Origin of the sequence: Micromonospora sp. NPDC048887 (genome assembly GCF_040649715.1) — a bacterium.
In the GTDB taxonomy this organism is placed as follows: Bacteria; Actinomycetota; Actinomycetes; order Mycobacteriales; family Micromonosporaceae; genus Micromonospora.
Genome location: NZ_JBEZGA010000011.1, coordinates 88,780 through 104,484 on the forward strand (window position 1 = coordinate 88,780; position 15,705 = coordinate 104,484).

Annotated in this window: 11 protein-coding genes; 1 reads left to right on the top strand and 10 read right to left on the bottom strand. The window is 74.3% G+C overall.

Going from position 1 to position 15,705, the window contains the following annotated elements:
• Positions 1 to 6 precede the first annotated feature (6 nt).
• The 4 genes from AB0C17_RS18410 to AB0C17_RS18425 all read right to left on the bottom strand — a co-directional run bounded on the left by AB0C17_RS18410 (position 7) and on the right by AB0C17_RS18425 (position 3,475).
• Positions 7 to 1,404, bottom strand: a complete 1,398-nt coding sequence (locus AB0C17_RS18410) for a TfuA-like protein (RefSeq protein ID WP_357383371.1) — start codon at positions 1,402 to 1,404, stop codon at positions 7 to 9.
• A complete protein-coding gene (locus AB0C17_RS18415) occupies positions 1,397 to 2,563 on the bottom strand; it encodes a YcaO-like family protein (RefSeq protein ID WP_357383369.1) in 1,167 nt (388 codons plus the stop codon). Before AB0C17_RS18415 ends, AB0C17_RS18410 begins: the two co-directional genes overlap by 8 nt.
• Positions 2,564 to 2,593: 30 nt before the next feature.
• Positions 2,594 to 2,968 (bottom strand): hypothetical protein, encoded by a 375-nt coding sequence (locus AB0C17_RS18420; RefSeq protein ID WP_357383367.1) that lies wholly within the window; start codon positions 2,966 to 2,968, stop codon positions 2,594 to 2,596.
• 144 nt (positions 2,969 to 3,112) lie between these two features.
• Positions 3,113 to 3,475: a hypothetical protein gene (locus tag AB0C17_RS18425; RefSeq protein WP_357383365.1), complete on the bottom strand. Its 363-nt coding sequence runs from the start codon at positions 3,473 to 3,475 to the stop codon at positions 3,113 to 3,115.
• Between the two features lie 335 nt (positions 3,476 to 3,810).
• Here AB0C17_RS18425 and AB0C17_RS18430 point away from each other — a divergent pair, with 335 nt between their 5' ends.
• A complete protein-coding gene (locus AB0C17_RS18430) occupies positions 3,811 to 4,590 on the top strand; it encodes a MerR family transcriptional regulator (RefSeq protein ID WP_357383363.1) in 780 nt (259 codons plus the stop codon).
• 8 nt (positions 4,591 to 4,598) lie between these two features.
• Here AB0C17_RS18430 and AB0C17_RS18435 read toward each other — a convergent pair whose 3' ends face one another.
• The 6 genes from AB0C17_RS18435 to AB0C17_RS18460 form a co-directional block, all read right to left on the bottom strand.
• Complete coding sequence (locus tag AB0C17_RS18435) at positions 4,599 to 7,631, bottom strand: ATP-binding cassette domain-containing protein (protein WP_357383361.1); 3,033 nt, start codon at positions 7,629 to 7,631, stop codon at positions 4,599 to 4,601.
• A gap of 24 nt (positions 7,632 to 7,655) precedes the next feature.
• Positions 7,656 to 9,839: an NHLP family bacteriocin export ABC transporter peptidase/permease/ATPase subunit gene (locus AB0C17_RS18440; RefSeq protein WP_357383359.1), complete on the bottom strand. Its 2,184-nt coding sequence runs from the start codon at positions 9,837 to 9,839 to the stop codon at positions 7,656 to 7,658.
• Positions 9,836 to 10,645, bottom strand: coding sequence for an HlyD family efflux transporter periplasmic adaptor subunit (locus AB0C17_RS18445; RefSeq protein ID WP_357383357.1), 810 nt, complete (start codon positions 10,643 to 10,645; stop codon positions 9,836 to 9,838). The genes AB0C17_RS18440 and AB0C17_RS18445 overlap by 4 nt, the downstream gene beginning before the upstream one ends.
• Complete coding sequence (locus tag AB0C17_RS18450) at positions 10,642 to 12,093, bottom strand: SagB family peptide dehydrogenase (RefSeq protein WP_357383355.1); 1,452 nt, start codon at positions 12,091 to 12,093, stop codon at positions 10,642 to 10,644. Before AB0C17_RS18450 ends, AB0C17_RS18445 begins: the two co-directional genes overlap by 4 nt.
• A gap of 80 nt (positions 12,094 to 12,173) precedes the next feature.
• Entirely contained in the window at positions 12,174 to 14,450 is a 2,277-nt protein-coding gene (locus AB0C17_RS18455; RefSeq protein ID WP_357383353.1) for a TOMM precursor leader peptide-binding protein, read from the bottom strand.
• A 137-nt stretch (positions 14,451 to 14,587) separates the two neighbouring features.
• Positions 14,588 to 15,607 (bottom strand): hypothetical protein, encoded by a 1,020-nt coding sequence (locus AB0C17_RS18460; RefSeq protein WP_357383351.1) that lies wholly within the window; start codon positions 15,605 to 15,607, stop codon positions 14,588 to 14,590.
• Positions 15,608 to 15,705 lie beyond the last annotated feature (98 nt).

Sequence of the window (15,705 nt, forward strand, 5' to 3'; positions counted from 1 at the left end):
GCCTCCTCAGCCGATCCGGGCCGCTGAACCGGCCGGGCTGTCCTCCTGCGCGCGCTGCGCCACCGCCGGCAGTCGCGGTGCGCCGAACGCCTTGACGTACGCCACGAGCGGTTCGGCGGCGTACCGGAACGCCGCCAGGCTGTCGAAGCCCCGGTCCCACGCCGCCGCTTCCAGGCCACCGTCGTCGCAGCCCCACAACCGCGCGAAGCACCCGTCGACCACCTCGGTGCGGAAGTGGAGCCGGCCGCCCGGGCGGCGGTGTCCCGTCGTACGCGGGACGAGCGTCTCGTTCAGCGACGCCGCGGTCGCCGCGACCTGCCGCGCCGCGGCGAGCATCGCGCGGGTACGCAGCGGCGCCGCGACCATCCAGAGCGCCAGGCTGCGGTACGGCGTGGTGCCGAACGCCCGCACCAGCACCCGCAGCACCGCCTCGCGGTCGTCGATGCCCCGGTCCCGGTCGGTGAGCCATTCCCAGCCGCCCGGTGGCACGCCGGTGAGGCCACGGTCGCGGGCCGCCCGGTGGGCGCGCTCCTCGACCGCCGGGTGGGTGATGTCGAGTTCGGCCAGCCCGGCCAGCACCCCGCGCCGGTGCCAGGCCGGCGCCTCGGGATGCATCAGCATCAGCACCGCCGCGGCCTCCCGGTCGCTGACCCAGTGGCCGCCGACCGACGCCCCGGCGAACCGTGACCGCCAGCTGTCGAGGAAACGGGTGTGCAGGTTGTCGATCGGCTGGTCCCCGGCGTGCGCCGGGCACAACTCCGGCGCGTTCTCCGCCGCCATCGACAGCAGCAGCCGCGCGTCGGCGCCCTTGGCGTCCCCGGGATCGCGCCGTCGCCAGGTGAGGAACCGGTCCACCGCGCCCGCGGCCCCGGGCGGCGCGGTGCGCTCCAGCGCGCGGTACGACCGCCGCCGGAACGGCAGTTCCCGGGCGATGTCCAGCAGCAGCTCGGCCTCGGCCGGGCTGAGCACTCCGGCGGTGACCGCGCGGCGCAGCTCGACCCGGATGTTCACCAGCGGCTCGCTCAACGTGCGGTGACCCTCCTCGGCGGGCCCGTGCACCACCGCCACCTCGTCGTCGCCGGTGACCACACCGTCGCGGTAGAGCCGGAACACCTCGCCCACGCCACGCATGCCGAACGGCCACAGCTCGGCGGCGCGCAGCGCGCCCATGCTTGCCGCGCCGGCCACCGTCACCCCACGGTCGAGCAGGTCGAGGATCTCCCGGTGACGGACCGGCGGGTGTTGCAGGAAGAACCCGTCGATCACGAGGACCCGGTCGCCGGGGCCGACGTCCAGGCGGAGCAGGTCGCCGTGCGCGACAGGTGGCAGCACCACCGCCTCGGGCATCAGCCGGCCCACCTCGTCGGCCGGCAGGCTCGGTCCGATGAAGACGACATCAGTCACGCGGTGCTCCCGGTCGGGTGCTGAGGGCCCGCTCGTCGAACATGCGCAGGCCGGGGGCGAACACCTTGCTCACCGGGATGCCGATGTCGTCGTGCGTCAGGTCGACGCGGAACGGCTCGACTCCGGTGATCCGCTGCACCCGCGCCGCCAGCTCACGCAGCACCTGGGTCACGTCCCCGGCGGGCGGGGGGTCTCGGCGGACCGGCCCGGCGGGCCGGTCGACAGTGGGCGGCGGCACCGGCGGCGCGCCGACGTCGTGGTACGCCGTGGCGTCGATGTCGTCGCGGGCACCGGAGACCATGACCAGCCGGGACTGCGCCGCCTCCGCCATGGCCCGGCCGACAGCGATCTCGGGGTCGACGTGGCAGCCGAAGCCGCCGAAGGTGACCGGCAGGTCCGGGGACCAGATCGAGGCGGCGTAGCAGGGCACGCCGACCTCGTTCGTGATGTCGCAGACCTCCACCCAGCAGCCGGCCCGGAGCAGCGCCTCGTGCACGGTGCGGGTCATGGCGTTGGTGGCGGTGCCCGGGTCGGTGTAGGTGCGCTCGGTCAGCGGCGAGGTGCAGTACGGGGCGATGCAGTCGCGCTCGACGACCTCCAGCAGGGCGTGCAGGCTGGCCTCGGCGAGCGTGTTGCCGGTGGCCAGCCCGTTGCTGCTGGCGGTGAACAGGGCGCGGTCCCAGCCACGCCGGACGGTGAAGTCGAGTTCGATGGTGGCGCGGGGCACCAGGCAGGGCGTACCGGTAACCAGTCCACGGCCTTCGACCCAGTCGAGTTCGACGGCGGGGGTCAGCGGTGACCGCTCCGCCAGGTGCAGCCACCGCACGTCGTACGGCAGGTCCAGCGCCTCGGCCGGGGACCGGACGGCGGTCCCCGGCCGGAGGTTCTCGGCGTGCCAGGACTCGATGCTCTCCATCACCGCGCTGACCCGGGACTGCATCGCCGTGGCGCCGGTGCCGACGCTCACCGCCATGGTGGCGCCGACCGGCCGGTAGGCGACGTGCACCGGCAGGCCGATCTCGTCGAGCCGGGTGATGTCGGCGACCCGGGTGAGCCGGAACCGGTCGAGCATGCCGCCGACCCGTGCCCAGGTCTGCTCCACTGTGGCCGTCCGGTAGGTGCCGGATCGGAAGGCGATGGTCTCGGTCGTGTCAGTCATCGAGGCTCCCGGCGGGGGGGGGGGAGGAACTCAGACGATGAGGACGGCGATGATGTTGACGTTGTTGTCGGCCGCCGCGGCCACGCCGCCGGCCACCGTCTCCAGTTCGGCCTCGGTCAGCTCGTTGAGGTCGACCAGCGGCACCTCGGGCACGTGCAGCACGTGCCGGCCGGGCGTGCCGGACCAGTCGGCGACGATCTGCTCCTTGGTGTAGAGCGTGGCGGGCTGGGCGCGGTCGACCTCGACAGTGGCGCCGGGGGCGACCGGCAGGCCGGCCGCGGTCGCGTAGCCGGTCGGGTCGGCGAGGAGGCGCTGGAGTTCCTCGTCGCTGCGCCACACGGCGGTGACCAGTTCCGAGTACTTGGTCACGAACCTGGCACCGTATTCCTGGTCGTCGTTGCTCATCTTTCGGTCCTTTCGTGGGGCTGCGGGCCGGGCGGTTAATTGCTGTGGCGAGAACGCTAGGAAGATCGAGGTGAGGCAATCAAGCATTTCCGCTGACTGCCATCAGAATCTGCCGTGCCGCCCGGCGGGCGGCAGACATCGGTGTCAGGTGCAGCAGCACGGACAGCAGCAGGCACAACTGGAGTCCAGCCCGGCGACGACACTGTCCAGTTCGTCCTCGGCCAGCTCCGCCTCGGCCACCGGCAGCAGCGACGGCACGAACAGCACGAAGGCGCCGGTGACCTCCGCCAGCTCCCACGACTCGACCTGCACCTCAAGGTCCGGATCGGCGTCGGCGACGTCGCGAACCACCCGGACCTGCACATCCTCCGGCAGATGAAGGCCGTAGCCGGCGAGGAACGCCCGCGGGTCGGAGTCCAGCGCCCGCTCCCTGGCCGGGTCGGCCCAGACGTCGGCGACCAGCCGGCTGTACGCGGCCACGAAGACCGCCCGATCGACGTTTGTCACACCCCTGCTCCCTTCGACGGTCGGCCGCCCCGCGGTGACACCGGGACGGCGAAGGCAGCGCGGGAGGCCCGGGCCACCGGTTTCCGATTCATCGTGGGCCCGTGGACCGTGCCGCCCCGCCGGGCGAGTGGGAATTTCATCGAATGTGGCCGCGACGGGGCCGCAGCGCGGCGAAAGCCGGGTAATTGGGAATCAACGGCGTGCCACGGATTGGCGATTCTAATGATTGTCATCAGTGTGAACAAGTAGTGATTCCTCGCCTGTCACCCGCGCGTCGCCCGCACCTAGGCTGCGATCGCCGGCTCGCCCCCGTGACAGCGGTCCGGCGGGGTGCCGTGTTCCGTCACCGAGCGCTGCCGGAGGCCACCGTGACCATCGACGAGGTGACGACGACGCCCGGCGGCCCGGCCGGGTACAGCGTGGAGGAACTCGCCCGCAAGGTCGGGATGTCGCCGCGCAACATCCGCGCCCACCAGGCCCGGCGGCTGCTGCCCCCGCCGGTGCGGCACGGCCGGGCCGCGCTCTACGACGACTCCCACGTCCGCCGGCTGGACGCGATCCTCGCCCTGCAACGACAGGGCTTCAACCTGGTCTCCATCGAGGCCATGCTCGGGGTCCGGGCCGGCGACGAGGCGCCCGACGGGCTGACCGCGATGCTGCAACGACTGGCCGCCGAGCGTCCCGCGCTGGCCCACTCGCTCACCCGGCACGGCGTGATCGGACGGGCCGCCGACGGCACCGTCCGGACCACCCGGCCGCGCCCGCTACGCGCCGCCCTGGACCTGCATCGGGTACGGGTCGGCACGGTGCCGGCGTTGCAGACCCTGAGCGAGGTGCTGGACAGCCTCCGGCCGGTCGCCGGCGACCTGGTCGCCGCCGTGACCGCGAGACTGCTGGCCCTCGCGCCGGAGCTGGCCCGCAACGGCAACCGGTCGTCCTGGGCCGACCTCGACCGGGAGACCCTGCTGCTGACCCAGGGGGTGGTCGGCGTGCTCACCGAGGCGTTCCGGCTCGCCGTGGAGAACCAGGCCGAGGCGCACATCGCGGAGCTGCTGGAGAACCACCTCGACACCGACGTGTGCCTGGAGGACGGCGCGGTCATCGACAACGGCTGACCGGGCGGTCAGCCCGCCGCGGGCTGGCCGTCGGGCTGCCGGCTCTCCGCCACGGCGTCGACGCGTCCCGGCTGGTCCACCAGCTGCCGCCGCGCCAGCCGGTGGAACAGCCCGTTCGGCTGGTCCATCAACTCGTCGTAGGTGCCCCGCTGGACGATCCGCCCCGCTTCGAGCACCACGATGGTGTCCGCCGCACGGACCGTGGACAGCCGGTGTGCGATGACCACCCGGGTCGCGGCCATGGTCGCGGTGCTCCTGGTGACCATCTCCTGGGTCCGGTTGTCCAGCGCGCTCGTCGCCTCGTCGAAGAAGAGGATCCGGGGCCGGGGCGCCAGCGCGCGGGCGATCAGCACCCGCTGGCGCTGCCCGACGGAGAGCGTCCCGCCGCCGAACGGCACCATCGTGCTCATCCCCATCGGCAACGCCTCCAGGTCGTCGGCGAGCCCGGCCAGCCGCGCCGCCTCCCAGACCTGGTCCAGCGGGAAGCTGCCGGCGCCGCAGATGTTGTCACGTACCGAGCCGGCGAAGAGCTGGCCGTCCTGCAGGACCACCCCGCACTGCCGGCGTACCGCGTGCACGTCGAGTTCGGAGAGGTCCTGGCCGTCGTAGAGCACCGCGCCCTGCTGCTGGCGCTCGAAGCCGAGCAGCAGCCGCAGCAGCGTCGACTTCCCGCAGCCGCTCGGCCCCACGACCGCGACGAACTCGCCCGGGCGGACGTGCAGGTCTATGTCGACGAGCACCGGCGGCTCGTCCGGCTGGTACGCGAAGGTGACCCGGTGCAGTGCGACCTCGCCGCGCAACTCGCCCGGGTCCACCCGGTCGGGCCGGGCCTCGGGCTCGGCGCGCAGGATGTCCCGCAGGCCGCCCAGCCGGGGCACCGCCGCGATCACCTCGACCCCGGCGGACACCAGCACGAGCAGCGAGCCGAGCAGCATCGCGAAGCCGACGTTGAGGACGAAGAAGTCGGTCGGCGAGACCCGGCCGGAGAGCGGGCCCATCAGCACGGCGAACAGGACGAGCTGACCGGCGACCGGCAGCGCGGTGGCGAAGGCGACGAGGCCCGCCTGGCTCTGCCGGACCCGTTGCAGCGCCGCCCGGGCAGTCGCGGCCGCCTCCGACCAGCGGGCGTGGGCGCGGGACTCGGCGGCGGCAATCTTGATCTTGACGATGCCCCCGAGTAACTGGTTCGTCATCGCCGCCGCCCGGTGCTCGGCCGGCAGCGCGGCGTGCTGCCGGCGGGCGATCAGGACGGCGAAGGCGCCGAACGTCAGCATCGTGACGACGACGATCCCCACCCCCCACAACCCGAGCACGGGCTCCACCACCAGGAGCATGCCGAGGGTCACCGCGACGGTCGCGGACGCGGACGCGAGCTGCGGCAGCAGCGCGCTCAGCGCCTCGCCGACGAACGAGATCCCCAGCATCGAGTTGGCGATCTCACCGCTGCTGCGACCGGTGAAGAACCGGGCCGGCAGTCGCATGAGCCGGTCCCAGATCGCCATGTGCGTGCCGGACTGCAACCGGCCGTCCAGCCGCAGCAACCGCAGGTTCTGCATCACACCGACCAGTCCCGCGACCACCGCGGCGCTGAGCATCAGCGCGAGGAAGCCGAACAGCCCGTCCACCTCGCCCTGCCGGGCCAGCTGGCCGAGCACCTCGCCGGTGGCCAGCGGCACGCCCAGGCCCAGCACCGCCACGCAGGCGGCGGCGACCAGCAGCCCCCGCACGTCGCGGGCCGCGCCCACGAGCCCGGCCCGCAGCAGGTGACGCATCCGGGCGACCGGCGGCAGCGGCGCCTGCACCTGGGTCGCCTCGGCGGCCAGCGCCGCTGCCCCCGCCGCGTCGATCGGCCCGTACGCGCGGGTCTCCGGGTCGACGTGGTGGTAGCGGCCGCGACGGAACAGCAACGGCACCGCGACGGCGGCCGACGGATCGTCGCCGGTCCGCCACCCCACCAGCGGCCCCAGGTCCCGCCGCCACCACCGGTCCGGAAGCCGCACCTCGCGCAAGAAGAGGCTGGACGCCCGGGACACCGCACGCACCGCCGCCCGGTCGTCCAGCGGCGCGCGGCCGCGGTCCGCCGGCTCGTTGACCGGGCTGCCCATCCCCTCGGTCACCACCCGGAGCACCGAGGCCGCCCGCCCGTACCTGTCGAAGCCGGCCTCCGGGTCCGGGACCGCAAGCGCAGCGCCCGCGCCGATCACCCCGAGTGACCGGCGGGCCGCCGCGGCGAGGATCTCGGCGTCGATCTGCCGACGCCGTTCCACGCCGTTCAGCAGTGCCGCGTCGGCCTCCTCGATCCGGCTCTCCACCAGCCGCAGCAGCCGCACCACGTGCTGGTCGACAGCCGACCGGAGCTGGCCGGTGACCAGCAGGTCCCAGCTGCCGTGGCTCTCCACCGCGCACGGCGACTCGGCCACCACCCAGTCCCGCTCGGCGATCAGCAACAGCTCGCGCTCCCCCGACACCTCCGCCGGGCCCCCGTCGTTGCGGCGCAACTGCCCGCCGGCACTACGCAGCCACCAGGCGCCGCCGGTGGAGACGAGGGTGCTCCCCTGCGCCAGCGACACGATCTCGTGCCCGCTCAGGGTGGACGCCTCCCGGGGCGCCTGCCCCCGCCGCAGCGCGTCGGCGACGGCGACGAGCACAAGGTCCACCGCCGCGACCAACTCCGTGGCGGCGCCGCGCGCCCGCGGCGAGACCTCCTCGTCCGCCGGAAGGCCGGGCCGGACCTGCCGCTCCAGGAGGGACAGGTGTGGCCGGGGCAGCGCGCGCAGTTCCGTGCCGGGCAGCGGCACCAGGATCAGCTGCCACACGCCGATCGCCGTGGACGTCGGCACCAGGCCGCCCGCGGGCAGCCGGGCGACGTGGTGCCGACGGGACGGGTTCAACCCGGTCCGGCGCACCGCGAACAGGTCGGCCTCGCCGCCGGTCACCAGCCAGCCCGCCACCGGGTCGTCCAGGCGGCAGACCTCGCGTACGCCCTCGGCGCAGAAGCCGATCAGGCTACCCGCCGCGGGACCCTCCACCGCGCCGCTCATCAGCGTCTCCTCGTGTCGTGGCGGTCAGTGGTCCCGGACCAGGCGCGCGTACGCGCCGTCGCGGGCGACCAGTTGCTCGTGGGTGCCGCGCTCCACCTCCCGGCCGCCGTCCAGCACGACGATCAGGTCGCAGTCGCGGACCGTGGACAGTCGGTGCGCCACGATCAGGCAGGTCGCCCCCCGGCGGCGCAGGTGCAGATCGATCCGGCGTTCGGTCTCGGCGTCCAGCGCGCTGGTGGCCTCGTCGAGCACGAGGACCCGGGGATTGCGGACGAGCGCGCGGGCGATCTCCAGCCGCTGCCGCTGCCCGCCGGAGAAGTTGCGGGCGTTCTCCCGTACCGGACCGGCCAGGCCGCCCGGGCGGGCCGCCACCTCGTCGTATAGGCAGGCGTCGGTCAACGCGGCGACGACGTCCTCGTCGGCGACGGTGAGGTCCCACATGGTGACGTTGTCGCGGATCGTCCCCTCGAACAGCCGCTGGTCCTGGTCCACCATGGCCACCGTGGCCGCCCACAGGCCGTCGTCGGTGGCCGTCCGTTCCAGGCCGTCCACAGTGACCCGCCCGGTCCACGGGCGGTAGAGCCCGGCGACCAGCCGGCCCACAGTCGACTTGCCGCTGCCGGACCGCCCGACGAGCGCCACCCGGGCGCCCGGCGGCAGGTCCAGACTGAAGTTCTCCAGCAGCGGGCGACCCAGCGGGTTGTAGCCGAAGGTGACCTCCTCGATGCGCAGGTGCCCCTCCATCGGGGTCAACCGCCGCGCGGGCCGGTCCTCGGCCGGCGGCAGCGGGTACCGCTCCACGTCGCGCAGCCGGTTGAGGTCGGCGCTCATGTCCTGAAGCCGCGAGCCCAGCGCGGTCAGGTTGCCCAACGGCCGGTTCATCGCGGCGGCCAGGCTCTGCATGCCGACCAGGACGCCGACGCTCATCGCCTCCGCCACCACCTGCCGGCTGCCCAGCCCCAGCAGCACCGCCGTGGTCCCCGAGGCGAGGAACGCGGGCAGGACGGAGAGCACCGCCGTCGGCACCCCCAGCCGCTGCTGGCGGGAGGCGACTGTGGCGTGCCGCGCCGCGAACCGGGCCACGGCGCGTTCCTCCTCGCCGCCGGCCTTCACCGTCTCGATCATCTGAAGCGTGGTGTAGACGGTGGTCACCATCTTGCTGCGGTCCGCCTGGAGGCCCGCGACGGCAGTCGACCGGGTCGAGGCGACGTAACGCAGCACGCTGACGTTCAGCCCGGCGAGGACCGCCGCGCACAGACCGAGCAGCAGGTCGTACTGGCAGAGCAGCGCCCCGTACGCCAGCACCAGTCCGGTGTCCACGACTGTGGTGGCCGCCCGGCGGGTGAGCACCTCGGCGACCACCTCGTTGCCCCGGACCCGTTGGCCGAGGTCGGCGGCCTGCCGCTGGTCGAAGAAGGCCGGCGGCAGCCGCAGCAGATGCCGGAAGAACCGGGCGGCGCTGCTCAGGGCGAGCGCCGTCTCGGCGCGTACGGTCAGGCGCTGCTGGAGCAGGCTGGCCAGGAAGGTCAGCACCGTCGCCACCGCCACCGCCGCCACCAGCCCGGCGAACGCGGCCCGGTCCTCCTGCAACAGCACCCGGTCGACGAAGACCTTCGCCATCACCGGGATGGTCAAGCCGACCACGGCGATCAGCAGGCCGAGCAGCAGCATCTGCGCGATCGCCGAACCCGGGCCGCGCCACCGCTGCGCCAGCGCCCGCAGCAGCCGGTATCGGGTGCCGCCCGGCCGGAACTCCGGGCCGGGCTCCATGGTGAGCGCGACGCCGGTGAAGGCGCCGTCGAACTCCTCCCAGCTCACCGCGCGCGGCCCGGTGGCCGGGTCGTTTATGTAGACCTTGCGGCCGAGCCCCTCCAGCACCACGAAGTGCTCGAACCGCCAGAACAGCACCGCCGGCAGCGCGACGGTGGCCAGGCCGGCCAGGTCCATCTGGAAACCCTTGGCCACCATGCCGTACTTGCGGGCGCCCCGGAGCACGGTGGCCGCCGTGGAGCCGTCCCGGCTCACCCCGCACACCCGGCGCAGCTCCTCCAGGGGTACGTGCCGGCCGTGGTGGGCGAGCAGGATCCCCAGCGCGGCGGCGCCGCACTCCACCGCCTCCATCTGGATCAGGGTGGGCGTACGCACCCGTCGGCGGCGGATCCGGGGAATCTCCGGCGTCGCGGTGGCGGCTGTCGTCGGCGCGGTCATCGGCCCAGCAACCAGTCGATCGGGTGCTCCCGGTCCACTGTGAACCAGGCGGTGACCTCGCTGGCCGAGTTGAGCTGGAACGGTGGCGGGGACTTGGTCCAGCGCAGGCCACCCGGCGCGGCCGGGTCGGGTTCCAGGGTGACGGTCACCCGCACCACGCTGCCCCGGGCGAGCAGCCGCCGGACGTCCGGCCCGGTGCCCAGGAAGGCGCGCAGCGAGGCCTCCGTCTCCGGGAAGGCGCCGATGGTGGTCACCCGCCCGGCCAGGGTGCCGAACACGTTGCGCGGCGCCGCCGCGGCGGCCACCTCGACCGGTACGCCCGGTTGCAGCAGCGGCGCGGCGACGGCCGGGGCGTAGACGACCGCCTGCAACGCGTCCCCGGCGGTGTCCAGCCGCTCCAGGTCGGCCAGGTGCGTGCCGGGGGTGACGATCTCGCCCTCGGACACCAGCCAGGCCACCACGTACGCGTCACCCGGCGCGTTCTCCACCCGCACCTTGCCGTCCATCGACCGCAGGCTGTAGAGGGGCGTGCCCTTCGTCACCCGCTGGTGCGGTGACGCCCACACCTTGGTGACCTGACCGCTGTCCAGCGCGTCGAGTGCGGAGATGCCGTTGGAGTGGATCAGCACGCCGGCCGCCTCGACGGTCCGGGGCACCACCGTACGCACCGACCAGACCCCGGCGGCGACCACGACGATGAGCAGAGCGGCGGTGGCCAGCCAGTTCGGCACGGTGGTCAGCCGGACCGCCCGGTCGAGCTGCTCGGGCGCCTCCAACTGGCGCAGCGCCTGCCGCCGGAACTTCACCGCCGGCCTCCCGCGCCGGCGGGGTGGCGGGAGCCGAGCAGGAAGTCCGCCACGCTCGGTTCGACGAGCGGGTCGAGCCCGGACAACTCGGCGAAGGCCTGGGAGTCCCCGGCGCCGAGAGCACACGGCGCCAGTCCCATCGCGGTGGCGACGAGATACATCTGCTGGGTCAGCACACCAGCGTCCTTGAGAATCATGGCGTAGCTCATCCCTTCGTACTTCCACATCAGCCGCTGCACGCGCGCGGTGACCACCAGGACCGTCTGCGGCGGCCGGGGCATGGCGCCGGCCGCCCGGGCGTACGCCAGCAGCCGGTCGGCGGCCACGCCCCACCCGGCGACCGGTTCCAGCCGGTGCCCGACGGCGTCGTAGTGGTAGAGCCCGGGGTCGAGCCCCGCGCAGCGCGCGACCAGCGGATAGATCTCCAGCTCGTAGACCCCGCCGCCGCCGGGGTAGGGCCGGTGGCCCACCTCCTGCCCGCCGGCCTCACCGGCGACAGTGGTGTGCTGCGTCCGGTACAGGAACTCCGCCAGCCGGTCCAGCGGCAGCGGCGCGGTGTCGTCGTGCTCGCGTACGGTGCGCCGCTCCGCGACGACCTGGCTGAACGCGGGTTCCGCCTTGGCGATCGTCGCCAGGTCGGGCAGCGGCAGCTCGATCGCCCGGTCCCCGTCGTACGGGCGGCGCAACGGCTGCGGCGCGAAGCGCTCCCGCATCCGGTAGGTGCCGCCCACCGGCAGCGCGTGCCGGCCGGCCCGGGAGCGGTGGTGCAGCCGCAGCTCCTCCGGTGACCAGTACGCCAGCGGCGCGTCGTCGTGCTCCGCCTCGTACTCGGCGTCGGTGACCAGGATCCGGGCGGTGGCCAGCTCGTCGAGCACCCGGCCGGCGGCCTCCGGCGACACGCCGAGCGTGCGGGCCACCGTGTCGGGTCCGAGGCCCGGCACCGCGGCGGCCAGGACCGCACCGAGGGCGGCGTCGGCGCAGCCGACGGTGAGGGTGCTCAGCGACGACGCGGCCACCAGCGTTCCCCGTTCGTGCTGGAGGGTGGCGAAGCGGGAGAGCCGGTAGCGGACCCCGGGGGTGTGCGGACGGCTCTCCGGCAGGCTGCCCCGGCCCAGGCCGGTGGGTACGAGGTCGAGCAGCGGCCGGTCGTCGACCTGGACGCGGCGTTCCAGCCAGCAGTGGGCGAGCAGCCGGCGCAGCAGCAACTGGGCCGGCAACACCCGGCTCTCCCCCTCCAGGCCGCTGATCAGCCGTCCCACCTCGACGTCGCCGACCCAGTCGGCGGCGAGCCGCAGCAGCAGCGCCCGCCGGCCCATGCCCGGTCGCTCCAGGGTGAGCCGGAAGCGGGTCTGCCGCAGCACCAGCGAGCCGTCCTCACCGAGCCGCAGCTCGGCGTCCCGGCGCAGCCGGTACGACTCCTGCACCGGCGGGCCGGCGGCGCCGGTCACGACGGCCACCGGCCGGTCGGGTCCGCCACGGTGCTCATCCCCACATCCCTTCCACGTTCCCGGCGGGCCGGGAGCGCCGGTCAGAAGAACACGTTCAGCGGATTGGCCGACGTCTCGTCGGCGGCCAGCGGGGTCCGGCCCAGTCGGCCCGGCACGTCCCACAGCCGTCCCGGGCCGAGCCGGCGCCAGAAGTGCCGCATGCCGGGCACCACGACCTTCACCACCGCCAGCTCCACGTCCGGACGGGACTGGTCGACGACGATCACCTCCAGGCCGGCCCGCTCCGCCCGGCGTACGCACCGGCGCACGTCGTCGCCCACGTCGCCGGTGGTCAGCGCCGGATGGTCGGCGAGGGTGCGCGACGGTCTGGCCGGATCCGGGGACAGCCAGGGCTGGTCGGCGACCCGTACGGTGCCGAACCAGCGCGTGGTGTCCGGGTCGCCGACGCCGTACCGGTTGGGGCCGGAGCCGGGCCCGCCGACGGCGGGCAGGAACTGGTTCACCTCGGTGAGCGCGCGGGTCAGCGCGACCCGCGCGTCCAGGTGCGCGCCGAAGCCCACCAGGACGTCCTCCGGCCCGCCGTCGACCCGCCGGGACACCGCGGCGAACACCGGTATGCCGAGGTCGGCGGTCAGGTCGAGGGCCCACAGCTCCCGGTTGAGGACTCGGGCGTGGTGGTCGGCGCAGGCCACCGCCCACGGGTCGGCGAACGAGGCGAGGTCCACCCCGGGCATCCGGGACCTGTGGTACCACCACAGGGCCACGCTGTCCCGCTCCACGAGTTCGCAGAAGCCCTGCACGATCGCCTCGGACAGGTTGCCGCCGGCCGCGCAGCCGTTCGAGTCGGCCGAGCACACGCCCAGCCCGGTCAGCTCCGGATGGCCGTACCAGCAGTACGCGGCGGGCAGCTCGCGCGGCTGCCGCCGGGTCAGCGACCAGCCGGTGGTCCAGTCCAGCTCCACGTCGTCGGGCAACGGGCGGGGAACCCGGTGCAGGTGGCCGAGGTCGCGGTTGAGCCGGTTCCGGTCGGCGTACTGCCGCTGCGAGAACAGCAGCAGCTCCCGCAGGTGCACCGCGCGGTCCGGACCGAGCTGCCGGTAGGCCGCCCGGTGCACCGGACGGTCGCCGCGCCACACCCCGCAGTAGCGCTCGACCGCCTCCCCGATCGCGCTCATCCGGGCCTGGAGGTCGGTCCGGCCCTTGCCACCGCTCTGCCCACGCAGGTTGCGGCGCAGGCCGTCGAGCCGGCTGGGCTGGGCGAAGTTGTGCCCGGCGGAGTAGGTGTGGGTGACGCCGTTGTCGGTGGCCTCCAGCGGGGTCAGCCGGCTCACCACGCCCAGGTACCTGCTGACGTGGTGCACGAGTGCCGCGTACGTCTCGGCGGCGTCCCGGGTGCGGGACTCCCCGGACCGGCTGGGCTGGGCGCCGCTCGGCGGCAGGTCGATGCGCGGTTCGGCCTTGCGGACGAGGTCCGGGTCGCCGCACGCGGGGCACTGTGGTTGGCGCACCAGCCGGTGGCTCTCCGTGCTGAGGTCCCGGGTGTCCAGGGCGACCATCCGGCCGGTGAGGCGGGGCGACGTGCCGAGCACGGCGAGCACGGCGAGTTCGGCGGCGAGCAGGCCGGCGGCCGTGGTGGCGAGTCCGGGCAGGACCGCCCGTCCGGGCTGCGGCAGCGGGCCGGCCGGGTCCTGGGCGCCGAGGAAGGCGTTCACCTGCTCGTTCTCCTGCCAGCGTTGCCTCAGGCAGGCCCAGCAGCCGGTACGGCCCGGCACCAGGTGCGGGCCGAGGAAGATCACGTTTCCGTGCGGCCGGGCCAGTGTCCACGCGCGGCCGGCGGCCAGGTGACGGTCGTTCATCGGCGCGAGCCGGGGGTCGAGCATCGACGACGGCAGCACCAGCACCTGGGCGTCGTCATCGCCGAGGTCGGCCGATTCGGGCCCGGCCACCGTCACGGCGAGCCCGAGGGCACGCAGCGCGTCGGCCGTCTCGGCCACCCGCGGCGCCCCGAGGTCCACGACGGTGACCTGGCCGCCGGCCATCCACCGCCGCCCCGCCTCGGGCGGGACCCCCCGGGCGTCCCAGCCGGCGGCCTCGGCCGGCGAGGTGTGCGCCGGGCCGGACGCCAGCAGGCCGTGGTCGCGCAGCCGGGCGAGGGCGGCGGCGACGGCGGCGACCGGGTGCCGGGTGGCGAGCCGGGCCACCACGTCGGCCAGCGGCGCGGCGCCGTCGAGCTGGCCGGCCAGGTCCGCGGCGACCGGATCGTCGACCAGCAGGCTTCGGGTCTCGCCCAGCACCACGAGCGGGCCGTCGGGCAGTCGCACCGGCAGGTAGTCCGATCGGAAGCGCGGACGCCACATGGTTCCTCCCGAGCCTGGTGGCCGGAGCGCGGCACCGCCGGCCCCGCCGGCGATCACGGTTGCTGCCATCGTCGCGTTCGGAGCGTCCGATCCCGCGTGATGCCACCGGTTTCAGCCGTCGGCGGGACGGTGCCCGGTCAGCCGGCGGTGACTGTCAGCGCGGTGTCGTTGAGTCCCAGCACCGAGGTGCCGGTGGCCTGCGCCGGTACGAGCAGCAGGAAGGTCTCCACCCGGGTGACCCGGATCGACTTGCCGCGCACCGCCGTACGGTGGCCGGTGGCGATCAGGTCCGGGCTCTGCGGGACCATCTGGACGGTGGCCGGGCCGCCGGGCGCCGGGCTCAGCGTGTCGGCGGCGTGGATCGTCAGGAAGGTCAGCGTGCCGGCCGGCGTGGTGACCGCGCAGTCCGACCACTTCGCCCGGTCCAGGGTCCGCCGGACCCCCGCACCGGCACCGGCGAGTTGCTGCCCGTAGACCTCCCAGCCGCCGGCGAACTGACCGTCGAGCAGCGGGCTCGACGCGAGCAGGGACCGGTTGCCGGTGGTCGACCCGATGCTGCGCGCGAAGACCTCGGCGGCGAGGGCCCGCCGGCTGGTCTCGTCCAGGGCGGCGCCGCCCGCCGTGGCCGCCCGCCCGTCGATGCTCCGGGCGGCCACCAGCGCGGACTGGGTGACCTGGACGTTGTGGCTGAGCTTCCACTGGCCGTCCGCGCCGAGCACGAACTGGCTGACGTCGGTGGGCGCCAGTTCCGAGCCGGCCAGCTTGAGGGTGGCGGTGACGAGGAAGCAGGACGGGTCGCCGGGCGGCACCGCGAACGCCGGGTTGATGTGCTGGAACGACGGTTGCGTCTGCTGGTTGTAGGCGGCCCGGCGGACCGCTGCGATGCTGAGGTCGAGCGAGGGCGGGACCTCCTGGGTCCGCAGCGTCTCGACGTCGCCGGCCACCGAGGCGGCCGAGTCTGCCTGGTCGAAGGCGGTGAGCACCAGCGCGGCCCGGTCCCGGCCGAAGGCGGCCGGGTCGTCGGGGGCCGGGGTCGCCGCGTCCACCGGCTCACCACCACAGCCGGTCAGGACGAGCAGCGCCACTGTGGCGGCGGCGAACGGCATCGCCGGCACGGCGAGGATACGCGGGCCCCTGACGGATCTTCTGCCCAGCATCTCGTCCTCCATCCACAACCGGTGCACGGGAATCGCGCCCGGTGCAGTCGAGTATGTGAGCGGCGGTCGGCCCCTGCCGGTGGCGGCGCGGCCTCGTG